The sequence below is a fragment of the Luteimonas colneyensis genome (assembly GCF_014836665.1).
Classification (GTDB): domain Bacteria; phylum Pseudomonadota; class Gammaproteobacteria; order Xanthomonadales; family Xanthomonadaceae; genus Luteimonas; species Luteimonas colneyensis.
Map to the genome: position 1 here is coordinate 313,203 of NZ_JACSQJ010000003.1, position 13,912 is coordinate 327,114.

The 13,912-nt window shown below is 71.7% G+C and carries 12 protein-coding genes; 2 read left to right on the forward strand and 10 right to left on the reverse strand.

All coding sequences use genetic code 11. The features are described 5' to 3' along the window. Nucleotide 1: 1 nt before the first annotated feature. The 10 genes from H9645_RS08360 to H9645_RS08400 form a co-directional block, all read right to left on the reverse strand. Complete coding sequence (locus H9645_RS08360) at nucleotides 2-1,792, reverse strand: VWA domain-containing protein (protein WP_191729235.1); 1,791 nt, start codon at nucleotides 1,790-1,792, stop codon at nucleotides 2-4. Continuing rightward, nucleotides 1,789-2,802 (reverse strand): vWA domain-containing protein, encoded by a 1,014-nt coding sequence (locus H9645_RS08365; protein ID WP_225218102.1) that lies wholly within the window; start codon nucleotides 2,800-2,802, stop codon nucleotides 1,789-1,791. The genes H9645_RS08360 and H9645_RS08365 overlap by 4 nt, the downstream gene beginning before the upstream one ends. Beyond that, nucleotides 2,802-3,251 (reverse strand): DUF4381 domain-containing protein, encoded by a 450-nt coding sequence (locus tag H9645_RS14200; protein WP_225218103.1) that lies wholly within the window; start codon nucleotides 3,249-3,251, stop codon nucleotides 2,802-2,804. Before H9645_RS14200 ends, H9645_RS08365 begins: the two co-directional genes overlap by 1 nt. Then, nucleotides 3,248-4,276: a DUF58 domain-containing protein gene (locus tag H9645_RS08370; protein ID WP_425490220.1), complete on the reverse strand. Its 1,029-nt coding sequence runs from the start codon at nucleotides 4,274-4,276 to the stop codon at nucleotides 3,248-3,250. The genes H9645_RS14200 and H9645_RS08370 overlap by 4 nt, the downstream gene beginning before the upstream one ends. Then, on the reverse strand, nucleotides 4,273-5,268 hold the full coding sequence (locus tag H9645_RS08375) for an AAA family ATPase (RefSeq protein WP_191729237.1): 996 nt from the start codon (nucleotides 5,266-5,268) through the stop codon (nucleotides 4,273-4,275). The genes H9645_RS08370 and H9645_RS08375 overlap by 4 nt, the downstream gene beginning before the upstream one ends. Nucleotides 5,269-5,401: 133 nt before the next feature. Next, nucleotides 5,402-7,360 (reverse strand): type IV pilus secretin PilQ, encoded by a 1,959-nt coding sequence (locus tag H9645_RS08380; RefSeq protein ID WP_191729238.1) that lies wholly within the window; start codon nucleotides 7,358-7,360, stop codon nucleotides 5,402-5,404. A gap of 14 nt (nucleotides 7,361-7,374) precedes the next feature. Continuing rightward, nucleotides 7,375-7,908 (reverse strand): pilus assembly protein PilP, encoded by a 534-nt coding sequence (locus H9645_RS08385; RefSeq protein WP_191729264.1) that lies wholly within the window; start codon nucleotides 7,906-7,908, stop codon nucleotides 7,375-7,377. Nucleotides 7,909-7,915: 7 nt separating this feature from the next. Then, a complete protein-coding gene (locus tag H9645_RS08390) occupies nucleotides 7,916-8,578 on the reverse strand; it encodes a type IV pilus inner membrane component PilO (RefSeq protein WP_225218131.1) in 663 nt (220 codons plus the stop codon). Nucleotides 8,579-8,589: 11 nt separating this feature from the next. Further along, nucleotides 8,590-9,267 carry a PilN domain-containing protein gene (locus H9645_RS08395; protein ID WP_191729240.1) on the reverse strand — a complete coding sequence of 226 codons (678 nt, stop codon included), beginning with the start codon at nucleotides 9,265-9,267 and terminating at the stop codon, nucleotides 8,590-8,592. Beyond that, nucleotides 9,267-10,325 carry a pilus assembly protein PilM gene (locus H9645_RS08400; protein WP_191729241.1) on the reverse strand — a complete coding sequence of 353 codons (1,059 nt, stop codon included), beginning with the start codon at nucleotides 10,323-10,325 and terminating at the stop codon, nucleotides 9,267-9,269. Before H9645_RS08400 ends, H9645_RS08395 begins: the two co-directional genes overlap by 1 nt. Nucleotides 10,326-10,563: 238 nt before the next feature. On the opposite strand from H9645_RS08400, the gene H9645_RS08405 reads away from it, so the two are divergent. Both H9645_RS08405 and H9645_RS08410 read left to right on the forward strand, forming a co-directional pair. Then, complete coding sequence (locus H9645_RS08405; protein ID WP_191729242.1) at nucleotides 10,564-13,044, forward strand: penicillin-binding protein 1A; 2,481 nt, start codon at nucleotides 10,564-10,566, stop codon at nucleotides 13,042-13,044. A 44-nt stretch (nucleotides 13,045-13,088) separates the two neighbouring features. Further along, entirely contained in the window at nucleotides 13,089-13,745 is a 657-nt protein-coding gene (locus H9645_RS08410) for a coiled-coil domain-containing protein (protein WP_191729243.1), read from the forward strand. The last annotated feature ends 167 nt before the right edge of the window (nucleotides 13,746-13,912 follow it).

Genomic DNA, 13,912 nt, shown 5'->3' on the forward strand with positions numbered 1-13,912 from the left:
ATCAGCGCTCCCCTGCGCGGCGGCGCAGGTGTTCGTTGCGGAAGCGCGCGCGCAGCAGCGCCCCCGGGTCGTCGGGGACGCGCCGCAGCCACGCGGCATTGGCCTGTTCGCGCTCGTCGGCGGCGGTCGACGCGCTCTGGCCGGCGACGTTGCGCTCGTCGTCGCCTTCGGCGCCCGCGCCCTCGGCGTCGGCGGCATCGAGCGCACGTTGCATGGCCTCGCGCTGGGCGGCATCGGCCGCCTGCTGGCGGGCGCGGTCCGCGGCGTCCGGCCCGGCCTCGCCGGCCTGCGGCGGCGTCCCTTCGGCGCCGGCGTCCTTGCGCGGGGGCGGCTGCGGGCCGGAGTCGTCGCCGTCGAGCTCCCTGCCCGGGTCGTCGTCGGGGTCGGCGTGGCCGTCGTCGCCGCGATCGCCGGCATCGCGGCCGTCGCCGCGGCCACCCTCGCCCGCGTCTGGGGCACTGTCGCCGCCGCGGCCAGCGCCAGGCGGCGGATCGCGCCGCATCGCGGCTTCCACGGCGGCCCGGTTGGCGAGGGCGTCGGGCATTCCCGGTGACTGGCCAAGGGCGTCGTCGTAGGCGGCGATCGCCTCCTCGTAGCGGCCGGCGCGGGCGAGCGCGTTGCCGCGGTTGTAGGCGGCATCGGCGCCGGGCAGCCCGGCGAAGCCGCGGGCGGCGGCGGCGAAATCCCCCCGCCGGTAGGCCGCCTCGGCCTCGGCGCTGCGGGCATGGGCGACCTGGTCGGCCCGCCGCCAGGCGGTGGCGGCCGGTGCGTCGCCTTCTGCCGCGAGCGAGGGTGGCAGCGGCAGCACCAGGCACAGCGCCAGCACCGCGAGCACCCCGCCGCGCCGGAACGCCGGCAGCAGGAGCAGCATGGCCAGCGGCAGCAGCCAGTAGCCGCCGTCCTCGCGCACCCGGCCCGCGCCCGCCACGGACCCGCCGGCCGCGCCGCCGGCCGCGTCCAGGCCGGCCAGGACCTGCGCCGGCGCCTCGTCCCAGGCGTGCACGCGTCCGCCGCCGGCGGCCGCCAGCGCGCGCAGCGACTCCACATCGAGCGCGGTGCGGTGGATTTCGCCGTCGCGCCCGCGGTAACCGGCGCCCGCCGCCGTGCCCATGGCGAGCACCGAGACGGTGTAGCCCCGCCCCGCGGCGCGCCCCGCCGCACGCACCGCGCCGGCGTCTGCGGCGGGCGCCAGCAGCAGGATGCCGCCGCGCACGTGGCCGGCCTGCCGCAGCAGGTCGGCGGCGAGGTCGATGGCGGGTCCGGCACGCTGGCCGTCGACGGGCATGACGTCGGGCGACAGGGCGTCCAGGAACACCGCCACGTTGGCCGGATCCGGCGTCAGGGGCGACACCACGTGGGCGTCGTCGGCATAGGCCACCAGCGCCACGTCGCCCGCGTGCGCGCGCAGCAGCGCGTCGAGGCGGGCCCGCGCCTGCGCCAGTCGCGACGGCTGCAGGTCGTTGGCGAGCGTGCTGCTGGACAGGTCGAGCGCCAGCACCAGCGCGCCGCCGCCGGCCTGCAGCGGCTGCGGCACCGTGCGCCAGGCCGGTCCGGCCAGGGCGACGATCGCCAGGCCCAGGCCGGCCAGCACGCCGACGCCCGCCCATGCGCCGCGGCGCACGCCGCCGCCACGCTCGAGCAGGTGCGGCAACAGGTGCGGATCCACCGCCGTGCGCCAGCCGCTGCGATCGCGCGCGCGCCTGCGCCACGCCAGCGCCAGCACCGGCAGCAGCACGAGCGCCAGCAGCCAGGCCGGGCGCAGGAACTGGAGTTCGCCGATCGCCAGCGTCATCGTCCGCGCCTCCGCCATGCGAGTCCGGCCGCGAGCAGGCCGCAGGCCAGCGCCAGGGCCAGCGGCCAGTGGTAGCGCTCCAGGCGCGGGCGCACCGCCTCGCCGCGCGCCTCCACCGGCTCGATGCGGTCGATCTCGCCATAGATCCCGGCGAGGGTCGCGGTGTCGCGGGCGCGGAAGCTGCGCCCGCCGGTCGTGTCGGCGATGCGCGCCAGCGCGGCCTCGTCGATCTCGCTCCCGCCCGAGGGCAGCCGGAAGCCGAACACCGACAGCTGCTCGCCGTCGCCGCCGAAGGCGATGGTGTGGATGCGCACGCCGGAGTCGCGGGCGATGTCCGCGGCCTTCACCGGATCCAGCACGCCGGCGGTATTGACGCCGTCGGTGAGCAGCACCAGCACGCGCTCGCCGCCGCGCTGGGCCTGCAGGCGCTTCACGCCCAGTCCGATGGCGTCGCCGATCGCGGTCTCGCGCCCGGCCAGCGCGACCTCGGTGGCCATCAGCTGCTCGCGCACGGTCGCGAGGTCGGCGGTCGCCGGCGCCAGCACGTAGGCACCCCGACCGAACACCAGCAGGCCGACGCGGTCGCCTTCGCGGCGATCGAGGAAGTCGGCGATAACGGCCTTGGCCGCGGCGAGCCGATCCACCACCTCGTCGCCCACCAGCATGTCGCGCTCGCCCATGCTGGCCGAGAGATCGACGGCGAGCATCAGCTCGCGCGCGACCTGCGGCGGCTGCACGGCCTCGCCCCAGGCCATCGGGCGCGCGGCCGCGAGGCACAGCAGCGCCCAGCCGGACCAGGCCAGCCAGGGCGTGCCGTGCACGCGCGGTCGCCCGTGCACCCCCTCGGCCAGCGCCGACAGTCGTCCGGCCGACCACGGCACGCGCAGCGCCGCACCGCCCTCCCGCACCGGTGGCAGCATGGCGCGCAGCAGCCACGGCAGCGGCAGCGCGAGCAGCAGCCAGGGCCAGGCGAAGCCCGCGAAGGGGCCGAATGCGGCGGTCAGGTCCATCAGCGGCGCGCCATCCACTCGATGAAGCGCTCGCGCGCCGCCGCGCGCAGGTCGGCGACCTCGTCCGGGTCGAGGCCGGGGCGGTAGGCGCCCTCCAGCAGCAGCGCGCCGCGGGCGCCGTCGAAGCGACGTGCCTCGCGGCCCTGGTCGAGGAAGTCCAGCCAGGGCTGGCCGTCGAGACGGTCGGCGCCCGGATCGACGCGGCGTGCCGCACGGCGCAGCAGCGAGGAGATGGCGGCGACGGTCGCGTTGGCGTCGGTGCCGGAGGTTTCCGCATCGAACAGCGCCAGCAGGCGCCGGCGACGGCGCTGGCGCCGCAGCCGCAGGCCCAGCACGCATGCGGCGAGCACCAGCAGCGCGCCGGCGACGAACCACCATCCCGGCGCCGGCGGCCACCACGACGGGCCCGTGGACAGATGGAGGTCGCGCAGGACGAGGCCGTCGCTCATCCGCGTCGCCCCATCCCGGGTGCACCCAGCCAGGCATCGCTCGGCGCGTTGCCGGGCAGCGTGACCGCACGCACGCCGCGGGCGGCGAGCGCGCTGGTGATCGTCGACACCTGGTTGGCGAACGCGTCCTGCCAGCGCCTGCGCTGGGCCGGGTCCGCGAGGTCGAGGTCGACGCGGTGCGCGTCGCCGGCCTCGCGTCCCGCGGGCGCGAACCCGAGCAGCCCGCTGGGCGGATCGGTCTCCAGCGGATCGGTCAGCATCACCACGTCCACCTGGTGGTGGGCGGCCAGCGCCGGCCAGCGTTCGTCGGGGATGGCCGCCACGCTCGCAGGATCGGCGAGCACCAGCAGCCTGGAGCCTGGACGCAGCAGCCGCCGCGCCTGGTCGAGCGCCACCTCGAGTCCGGCGTCGTCGTCCGCAGGTCGTGCGTACCAGTGCACCAGGGCATCGAGTACGCGCAGCGCGCCGCGGGCACCGGACGCCGCCGGCACCGGTGGCGCCGCGTGGCTGCCGCGCAGGGCGGCGATGCGGTCGCCCTCGGCCACCGCGCGCCAGGCGGCGACCGCGCCGGCACGCGCGGCCTGCACCGACTTGAAGCGGGCTCGCGTGCCGAAATAGAGCGCCGGCGCGGTGTCGCAGACCAGGAGCGTGGTGCGCTCGCGTTCGGCCTGGAACAGCTTGGTGTGCGGCTTGCCGGTGCGCGCGGTCACGCGCCAGTCGATGTGGCGGGCGTCGTCGCCGATCGCGTAGCCGCGCGACTCGGCGTACTCCATGCCGCGGCCGCGCAGCATCGAGGGGGCCTGCGTGCACACGCCGGACATGCCGCGCCGGGCACCGCCGCGCGCATGCGCGAGGCCGCGCAGGGCGATCAGTTCGGCAAGCGTGGGCACCACGCCTTCGCGGTGGCGATCGCTTTCGTCTCCCGACGGTCCGGCGACCCCGGTGCCGCGTGCGGCCAGCGCGGCCGCAGCGCCGGGGCGCCGGAGTCGCGCGCCCAGCACATGCAGCACACCAGGACCCGTCACGGCAACGGCACCTGCGCCAGCAGGGCCTGCACCAGGCGTTCGCCATCCCAGCCTTCGGCCGTGGCCTCGTAGCTCGGCAGCACGCGATGGCGAAGCACGTCGGGCGCCATCGCGCGCACGTCGTCGGGCGTCACGAAATCCCGGCCCGCCAGCCAGGCATGCGCCCGCGCGCAGCGCTCCAGCGCGATCGAGCCGCGCGGGCTCGCGCCCCAGGCGATGCGACGCCCAAGGGCGTCGTCGTAGCGGCCCGCATCCCGCGAGGCAAGCACGATCTCGACCAGGTAGCGCTCCACCGCCGGGGCCATGTGCAGCGCCAGCACCGCGGAGCGTGCCGCCATCACGTCGGCCTGGGGGATCCGCTGCGCGGGGACGGACGGAGCCTCGAGGGCCGCGATCGCGCGCTCCCGGGCCAGGCGCAGGATGGCGGTTTCCGCCTCGGCCTCGGGGTAGCCGATCCGCACGTGCATCAGGAAGCGGTCGAGCTGGGCTTCCGGCAGCGGGAACGTGCCCTCCTGCTCGATCGGATTCTGTGTGGCCATGACCAAGAACAGTTCGGGCAGCGCGTAGGTCTGGCGGCCGACGGTGACCTGGCGCTCGCCCATGGCCTCGAGCAGCGCCGACTGCACCTTGGCCGGCGCGCGGTTGACCTCGTCGGCCAGCAGCAGCGAATGGAAGACGGGGCCCGGCAGGAACTCGAAGCGCCCGTCCTGCGGGCGCCAGACCTCGGTGCCGGTCAGGTCGGCCGGCAGCAGGTCCGGGGTGAACTGCAGGCGCGCGAAGTCGGCCTCGACGCGCGCGGCCAGCGCGCGGATCGCGCTGGTCTTGGCCAGGCCGGGCGCACCCTCGACGAGCAGGTGGCCGTCGGCGAGCAGCGCCACCAGCAGGCGCTCGACCAGCGCCGACTGGCCAATGATCTCGGCGGCCAGCGCGTCGCGCAGGCCGGTGAACAGGCCGTGCAGGCGGGCGCCCTCGTCGGAAGAAGAGATGTCCATGGCATGCGGATTGGCGGCGCCGACTGCGCCGGGGCCAGTTTGACCCGATCGGGGGGCAATGGTTCAAGCCACCTGGTCCCGGAACGACGACGGGGCCCGAAGGCCCCGTCGTGGATGACGCTGTTGGATCCGATCAGTAGCTGCGCGGCGCCACGCGCAGGACGCGCGGGGTGACGAAGATCAGCAGCTCGGCCTTGGCCTTGGAGCGACCCTTCGTCTTGAACAGATTCCCAAGGATCGGCAGGTCGCCGAGGAACGGCACCTTGGAAACCGAGTTGCGGTCGCTGAACTCATACACGCCGCCAATCACCACGGTCTGCCCGTCCTCGATCAACACCGCCGTCGTGACCTCACGCTTCGCGAGATTGGGAACCGAACCGAAGCCCGTGATCTCCGTGAAGTCTTCAATCTCGTCCTTTTTGACTGCGAGGTTGAGGAACACGCGCCCATCCGCGGTAATGGTCGGCGTGACCTTCAGTTCAAGCAGCGCCTCCTTGAACTGCACGGTCGGCACGTTGTTGCTCTGGCCACCAGTGACCGTCAGGTAGCCGACTTCGCGGCCCTGGCGGATGACTGCCTCGCGCTGGTTGCTGGTGACCACGCGCGGGTTGGACACGACTTCACCCCGCTGCTCCTGCTGCAGCGCCTGGAGCTCGAGGTCCCAGTTGATGGTGTTGCCCAGGATGGTGAAGGCGATCGAACCGGGGTTGAGATTGCGAATCGAGAAGTCGTTGTTCAGACCCCGGTCATATGGACCCCAGGTTGGCGTCTTTTCCGGATCGGTCGCGGCATCGATCAGGCTGTTGACCAGGGTGTTGTTGCTGTCCAGCGAGCCGGACGTTACCAGTCGGTCCTTCACGCCACGGACGCCGAAGCGCGCACCGAGATCCCGGGCGAAAGATTCGTTGGCGATCACGATCCGGGACTCGATCACGACCTGGTCCACCGGCTTGTCCAGCTCGTTGACCAGATTCTGGATCTCCTCCACCCGGTTCGGGATGTCGATGACCAGCAGCGTGTTGGTGCGGCGGTCGAAGCTCAGGCTGCCGCGCGAGGACAGGAAGCCCCGGCTCGACGCACCCTGGCCGCCCCCGCCGCCCTGGCTGTTCTTGCTCTCGTCGGTCAGCAGCTTGGCGATGTCCTCGGCGCTGCCGTAGGAGATCGGGATGTACTTGGTGACCATCTCCGCGCGCTCTTCAAGCGCCAGGCGCGCATTCGCGATGTCCTGCTCGAACTTCGCGATCTCGGCCTGCGGCGCCACCCAGACGACGTTGCCGCTGCGGCGCTTGTCGAGCGACTTGGCCTGCAGGACGATGTCCAGCGCCTGGTCCCACGGCACGTTGATCAGGCGCAGGGTCACGTTGCCGGTCACGCTGTCGCTGGCGACGATGTTCAGGTCCGACAGCTCGGCGATGAGCTGCAGCACGGTGCGAACCGGCACGTCCTGGAAGTTGAACGTGACCGGACGGCCGCGGTAGGCGCGGGTGTCGCCCTGTGCGGCGGCCTGGACCGCGGTCTGGCCGGTGGCCGCGACCGTGTTGGCCGCGGCGCCGCCGACGGCGCGACCCGGGGCCGCCTCCGCGCGCGGCACGATCTCGACGATGTAGTCGCGACCGGTCTGGTACGCGAGTGGCTCGAAGGCACCCTGGGTGCTCAGCACGATCTGCGTGCCCTTGCTGCCCTGGTTGGCGTCGATGCGCTGCACCGGCGTGGCGAAGTCGGTCACGTTGAGCGGCTTCTGCAGCGACGCCGGCAGCGAGGCATTGCCGACGTTGACGATGACGGTGCCGCCTTCGGTACGGAGGTCGGGGGCCGCGCCCTCGCCGTCGAAGCGGAGCACCAGCTTGCCGGCGCCACCGTCGCCGCGCTTGAAGTCGATACCGGCCACGGCCACTTCGGCCGGAACCTGCTTGGCCGGATCCACGGCGACCGCGGAGGCCTGGGCGAAGCTGGCCACGGGCACGCCCGGGGCCGGCGCGGCGCTGACCGGGCCGAGGGCGGCGAGCAGGCCGACGAGGAGTCCGCAGGCGCCTGCCCGGAGGGGCAGGGCCCGCTGGGTCGACGAACGGCGTTGCGCGTTGGTGAAGGTCATCTGGCTTCCCCTAATCAATTGTCTTCGAGCGCAATCGAGGCAGGCCTTTCCAGCCAGCCGCCCGCGCCATCGGGCACGAGTTCGACGAGTTCGATACGGTCTTCGGAAACGCTGGTGACGCGGCCGTCGTTCTGGCCCATGTACACCCCGGGGCTCACCTGGTAGGTGACCTTGTCCGGCGCCAGGACCAGCGCCTTGAGCGAGCTGCCCGCGCCCAGCGACCCGACCATGTCGAGGCCGTCGAGCGGGAACTGTTCGAGCGTCTGCTTGCGGCGGTTGGAGTCCGGACGCGGGCCGCTGCCGCTGCCTTCGTTGGTGAAGGCCGCGCTGAACGGATCGCGCATGCCCTGCGCGGCGTACTCGAAGGTCTCGAACTGCTGCATGACCGGGAGCGGATCGAGCGGCGGCGCCGGACGGGCGCGCACGTTGGCCACCCACTCCTCGAGATTCGGCGCGCCACCAGGCTCGCTGGTGATGCCCCGGCCGCAACCCGCCAGGGCGGCGACGGCGGCGAGGCAGACCAGGCCGCGGAGCGCATTGGATGTCATCCCCATGTCAGCGGCTCCCCCCGGCTGCTGCGGCGGCCGCCGCGGCTTCCTGCGCGGCCGCTTCTTCCTCGTCGAGATAGCGATAGGTCTTCACCGTGCCCGCCAGCTCCAGCGGGGAATCGGGCCGGATTCCGGCGCGTGGATCCTTGTCACCGCCGCGCGGTCGCAGCTGGATGTCGTGCATGGTCATGATCACCACGCGCGGCAGCGAGGCGACGCCGCTGACAAAGGCGCCGAACTGGTGGTAGCTCCCCACCATGCGCAGCGCGATCGGCTTCTCCGCGTAGAACTCCTTGGGCGTCTCCGGACCGGGCTGGAAGAGCTCGTTCTGGATGCCGGTGGCGAGCGCGGTCTGCGAGATGTCCACGATCAGGTCGGGCATCTCCGTGCGGCTCGGCAGCTGCCGCAGCATCTGCTGCAGCTGCTGCTCCATCTGCGCCAGCTGGAGCTTCAGCGGCTCCAGGTTGGCGGCGCGGCCCTGCTTGGTCTCGAACTCTGCGCGCAGGTCGGATTCGGTGCGCTCCAGGCCCTCGAGCTGGTCGCCCTTGTCGCGGGTCAGCACCCACCACAGCAGGCCGAAGATCAGCAGGCCGACGATGACGCAGAACCCGATCCGGTACTCGCGTGGCCACGAACCGATGTTGTTGAAGTCCAGCTCCTTGAGCGACATCTTGCGCTTGCTCACGAGGCGGCTCCTTCTTCTGCCACGGGCGCGGTTTCAACCGGTGCGGACTCGGCAGGTGCATCGGCGGCGGGCGCCGCATCGACCGGCGGGACCGCATCCGGGATGCCGTCGCCGTCCTCGTCCTTGGGCGCGTTCGGATTGGCCAGCTGCACCGCCAGGGTGAAGGCATAGGGCAGCCCGGCCACGCCGTCGCGCGCCTCGATGATCGAGAGATCCGGCTTGGTCATCCAGCCCGAGCCCTCGAGGTTGCGCATGTAGGTGCTGACGCGCGCGTTGGACTGCGAACGGCCTTCCAGGGTCAGCGCCTCGCCGACCTGCTTGATGTTGGTCAGCACCACGCCGTCGGGAATGGTGCGCACCAGCGAATCGAACAGGTGGACCATCTGCGAGCGGTTGGCCTGCAGCTGCTCGATCACTTCCTTGCGCGCCAGCAGGCGGGCCTTCTGGCGGTCGAGTTCGTCGATCTCGGTGATGCTGGCCTCGACCTGCTTGATCTGCTCCTGCAGGTAGGTATTGCGCGCGTTCTGGCCGTCGATCTGGGCGTTGTAATAGCCGTTGACGAGGAACCACAGCAGCAGGCCGGCCAGCGCCGCGAAGCCCAGCATGACGCCGAATTCCTTCTGGCGCTGCTTGCGGCGCTCCGCGCGCCACGGGAGGAGGTTGATGCGTGCCATCAGTCGAAGCTCCTCAGGGCCAGTCCGCAGGCGATCATGAGGGCCGGCGCATCCTGGGCCAGCGCGTGCGCCTGCACGCGGGACCCGAGCGTCATCTGCGCGAGCGGGTTGGCCACCGTGGTCTGCACGCCGAGCTGCTCCTCGACCATCTCGGCGATGCCGCTGATCGAGGCGCAGCCGCCGGCCAGCACCACCTGGTCGACGCGGTTGAACTCGCTGCCGGCGTAGAAGAACTGCAGCAGGCGGCTGATCTGCTGGACCAGCGCCTCCTTGAAGGGCTCCAGCACTTCGATCTCGTAGCTTTCCGGAAGTCCGCCCTGGCGCTTGGCCAGGCCCGCCTCCTCGTAGGAAAGACCGTAGCGGCGCATCACCTCGTCGGTGAGCTGCTTGCCGCCGAAGACCTGCTCGCGCGTGTACAGGCTGCGGCCGTTGCGCAGGATGCTGAGCGTGGTCATGGTCGCGCCGATGTCGACCAGGGCGACGATGCCGTCGCGCGGCACGTTGAGCGTGCCCGCCAGCAGCGCGAAGGCGTTCTCGATCGCGAAGGCCTCGACGTCCATGACGCGGGCCGTGAGCCCGCCGAGTTCGAGGGCGGATGCACGCATCTCCACGCTTTCCGAGCGCGAGGCCGCGAGCATGACCTGCACCATTTCGGGATTGCCGGGCATCGGGCCCAGCACTTCGAAGTCGAGGTTCACTTCCTCGATCGGATACGGGATGTAGTTGACCGCCTCGAGCTCGACCTGCGACTCCATCTCGTCCTCGTCGAGGTCGGCGGGCATCGGGATCAGCTTGATGATGACCGCGGAACCGGCGACCGCAGCGGCGGCGTGCTTCGCCTTGCTGCCGGAGCGCGACATCGCGCGGCGGATCGCCTCGCCGACGGCCTCGACCTCGACGATGCTCTTCTCGACCACCGCGTTCGGCGGCAGCGGCTCGACGGCGTAGTGTTCGACCTTGTACCGGTCACCGGACCGGGACAGCTGCAACAGCTTTACCGCTGTCGAACTGATATCGACCCCGACCAGCGGTGCCTGGCTTTTTGTGATCAGCCCCACGCTTTTCTCCCCATGTCACGGGCGCTTACGTGCGCTTCGTGCCCCGACGCATTAGATAACGGAGTTTTTACCGGTTGGCAACAAGCGGCACACGAAACCGTGCCGCATTGCGCGCTTGGTCACGTCCTGACGCGTTGCGTCACCCCTCGCCGCTTGGCCGTCCGGGCCGCAGCAGCTCCTATATATACTGCGCGACTCCACACGGCCCGCCAAGGGCCATCCCTCCCAGGATCCATCGATGTCACGTTTCCGCCGCCTGTTCCGCTGGCTGCTGTTGCTCGCCGCCGTCGCCATCCTGCTCGGCCTGCTGGCCGCGGGCAGCATCTACTACGTGGTGTCGTCCCGCCTTCCGGAGGTCGAGAGCCTGCGCGACATCGAGCTGCAGGAGCCGATGTACGTCTACGCCCGCGACGGCCGCCTGATGGCGCTGTTCGGCGAGATGCGCCGCTATCCGGTCGATATCGCCAAGGTCCCCGAGGCGGTCAAGCAGGCCTTCATCGCGATCGAGGACAACCGCTTCTACGAGCACGAAGGCATCGACTACAAGGGCGTGGCGCGCGCGGTCTGGCTGATCGCCAAGACCGGCTCCAAGGAAGGCGTGCCAGGTGGCTCGACCATCACGCAGCAGGTGGCGCGCCAGTTCTACCTCAGCCCCGAGGTGAGCTACACGCGCAAGTTCGAGGAAATGCTGCTCGCGATGAAGATGGAGCGCGAGCTCAGCAAGGACGAGATCTTCGAGCTGTACCTCAACAAGAGCTTCTTCGGAAACCGCTCCTACGGCGTCGCCGCCGCGGCCGAGTTCTACTACGGCAAGGAGCTGGCCGAACTCGACCTCGACGAGGTCGCTTCGCTCGCCGCGATCCCGAAGTTCCCGTCCAGCGGCAACCCGATCTCAAACCCCGAGCGCGCGAAGATCCGCCGCGACTACGTCCTCGAACGCATGGCCGACCTGGGCTTCATCACGCGCGCCCAAGCGACCACGGCGCAGGCGGTGGAGATGCACGCGCGTCCGCACGAGCGCCCGGTCGAGGTGTACGCCCCCTACGTGGCCGAGATGGTCCGCCAGGAGATGATCGAGCGCTACGGCGGCGACGTCCTGACCCGCGGCTACCACGTCACCACCACGATCGACCCGGTGATGCAGGCGGCCGCCGACAAGGCCGTGCGCGACGGCCTGTCGGCGTACGACCATCGCCATGGCTGGTCGAAGGTCGAGCAGACCTTCGAGCTGTCGGCCGACGAGGATGCGGCCACCGCGTCCGCACGCCTGCGCGGGATCCCGGCGCAGTCTGGCCTGCTGCCCGCGATCGTGCTGCGCGCCGACGCAGGCACCGCCGACGTGGTGCTGGCGGACGGCACCGTGGTGACCCTGGATGCGGCCTCGAGCCGCTGGACCGGCAAGAGCCCCGCTGCCCTGCTCAAGCGCGGCGACCTGACCCGCGTGCGTCGCATCGAACCCAAGGGCAAGGACGGGGCCGCGCCGCCGGCCGATGCCAAACCCGCGTGGCAGCTGGACCAGCTTCCGCGCGGGCAGGCCACGCTCGTCTCGCTCGAGTACGACACCGGCGCCCTGCGTTCGCTGGTCGGCGGCTTCAGCTTCGCCGGACAGAAGTTCAATCGCGCGACGCAGGCCCGGCGCCAGCCAGGCTCCAGCTTCAAGCCCTTCATCTATGCGGCGGCGTTCGAGCGCGGCTTCAATCCGGCCTCGATCGTGCTCGATGCGCCGGTGGTGTTCCGCATGCGTCGCGGCCAGGACTGGCGCCCGCAGAACGACGACGGCCGGTTCGTGGGGCCGATGCGCCTGCGCGAAGCGCTGGTTCGCTCCCGCAACCTCGTGTCGGTGCGCCTGCTCGACGCCATCGGCGTCGACTACGCGCGCCGCTACATCAGCCACATGGGCTTCGACGAGTCGGAGCTGCCGCCCAACCTGTCGATCTCGCTCGGCACGCCTTCGCTGGCGCCGTTGGACATCACGCGCGGCTATGCGGTGTTCGCCAACGGCGGCTTCCGCGTCACCCCGTGGTTCATCGACGAAGTGCGCGATCGAGATGGCCAGGTGATCTTCAAGGAGAACCCGGCGGTCGCCTGCCGCAGTTGCGGCGCCGGCGGCCAGCCGGGCGTGCCGGCCACGGTCGTGGATGGCTTCAACCTCGGTCCGTCGGTGCCTGCAGCCTCCGCCGTGGAAGCCACCAGCAGCGCGCGGACGGCCGCGGCCCCGGACCCGGACGCGGTGATCGCGCCGCGCGCGATCGATCCCCGGGTCGCGTACCAGCTGGTGTCGATGATGCGCGACGTGGTCCAGCGCGGCACCGGCACCGCGGCCAAGGTGCTGGGCCGCGAGGACGTGGGCGGCAAGACCGGCTCCACCAACGACCACCGTGACGCCTGGTTCTCGGGATTCGGCGGCAGCCTCGCGACCGTGGTCTGGGTCGGCCGCGACGACAACCGCTCGCTCGGCAACCGCGAATACGGCGGCCGCTCCGCGCTGCCGATCTGGATCGACTTCATGCGCGTGGCGCTCGAAGGCATGCCCATCGCCGCGAACGAGCCGCCCGAGGGCATGGTCAAGGTCTCGGTCAGCGCCAGTGGCCGCCTGCTTCCCGGCGGCGAAGGTGGCATCACCGAATGGGTGAAGGCCGAGGACCTGGAGCGCATGGAGACGACGTTCGACGACTACGACGACGAAGTGCCCGCGGAAGAAGCCTTCGACATCTTCTGACGCAGGCTTCCGCTAGGCTTGCGGGACCAGACGGAGGGTCCCGCATGCACCGCGCCCGACAGCACGCCGAGCGACGCACCCAGGAACGCCGCCATCGCCTGGCCCACGAGGCCGCGCGGCTGATGGCGGAAGGCGGCATCCGCGACCACCACCTGGCCAAGCTCAAGGCCGCCGAGCGCCTCGGCATCCGCGACGACGCGTCGCTGCCGCGCAACAGCGAGATCGACGAAGCCCTGCGCGAGTACCAGCGCCTGTTCCAGGGCGACGCCCAGGCGGCGGCGCTGGACGAGCGGCGGCGCGCGGCCCTGCAGGCCCTGGAATTCTTCCACGCCTTCCATCCGCGCCTGGTCGGACGGGTGCTCGAGGGCACGGCCGACGCGCACACGCCGGTGTCTTTGCACCTGCATGCCGACGACCCCGACGCGGTTGCACGCTTCCTCGCCGATGCCGGCATCCCCGCCGAGGCCAGCTGGCGACGCCTGCGCCTGGATCGCGTGCGCGACCGCGATGCCCCGGTGTGGGTGTTCAACGCCGACGGCATCGCCTTCGACCTGGCCGTGCTCCCCCTCGACACGCTGCGCCAGGCCCCGCTGTCGGCGACCGACGAGCGCCCCATGGCGCGCGCATCGGCCAGCCAGCTGCGGAAGCTGCTGGCCGAGGAGGAAGCCGCGGCGTTCCTCGACGCCGGCGCGCCGCGCTGAGGCGGCCAAAAGAGGTTCTTCGGCCAATCGGGGGGAATGTTCGCGTTGGTCTTTTCGGCTGCAGCGGCCCGGCGCAGACGCAGGGGGCGCTTCGGGAAGCTGCGGCGGCCCGGCGCGGACGCAGGGGGGATGCCCAGCCGGAATCTGCGCTGTCCTGCTCCCACTTC

Bases quoted from the DNA above. Each gene is read 5' to 3' on its own strand.
- H9645_RS08360 (WP_191729235.1), bottom strand. From the start codon at position 1,792: ATGACGCTGGCGATCGGCGAACTCCAGTTCCTGCGCCCGGCCTGGCTG.
- H9645_RS08365 (WP_225218102.1), bottom strand. From the start codon at position 2,802: ATGGACCTGACCGCCGCATTCGGCCCCTTCGCGGGCTTCGCCTGGCCC.
- H9645_RS14200 (WP_225218103.1), bottom strand. From the start codon at position 3,251: ATGAGCGACGGCCTCGTCCTGCGCGACCTCCATCTGTCCACGGGCCCG.
- H9645_RS08410 (WP_191729243.1), top strand. From the start codon at position 13,089: ATGCACCGCGCCCGACAGCACGCCGAGCGACGCACCCAGGAACGCCGC.
- H9645_RS08395 (WP_191729240.1), bottom strand. From the start codon at position 9,267: ATGGCACGCATCAACCTCCTCCCGTGGCGCGCGGAGCGCCGCAAGCAG.
- H9645_RS08375 (WP_191729237.1), bottom strand. From the start codon at position 5,268: ATGGACATCTCTTCTTCCGACGAGGGCGCCCGCCTGCACGGCCTGTTC.
- H9645_RS08390 (WP_225218131.1), bottom strand. From the start codon at position 8,578: ATGTCGCTCAAGGAGCTGGACTTCAACAACATCGGTTCGTGGCCACGC.
- H9645_RS08385 (WP_191729264.1), bottom strand. From the start codon at position 7,908: ATGACATCCAATGCGCTCCGCGGCCTGGTCTGCCTCGCCGCCGTCGCC.
- H9645_RS08405 (WP_191729242.1), top strand. From the start codon at position 10,564: ATGTCACGTTTCCGCCGCCTGTTCCGCTGGCTGCTGTTGCTCGCCGCC.
- H9645_RS08380 (WP_191729238.1), bottom strand. From the start codon at position 7,360: ATGACCTTCACCAACGCGCAACGCCGTTCGTCGACCCAGCGGGCCCTG.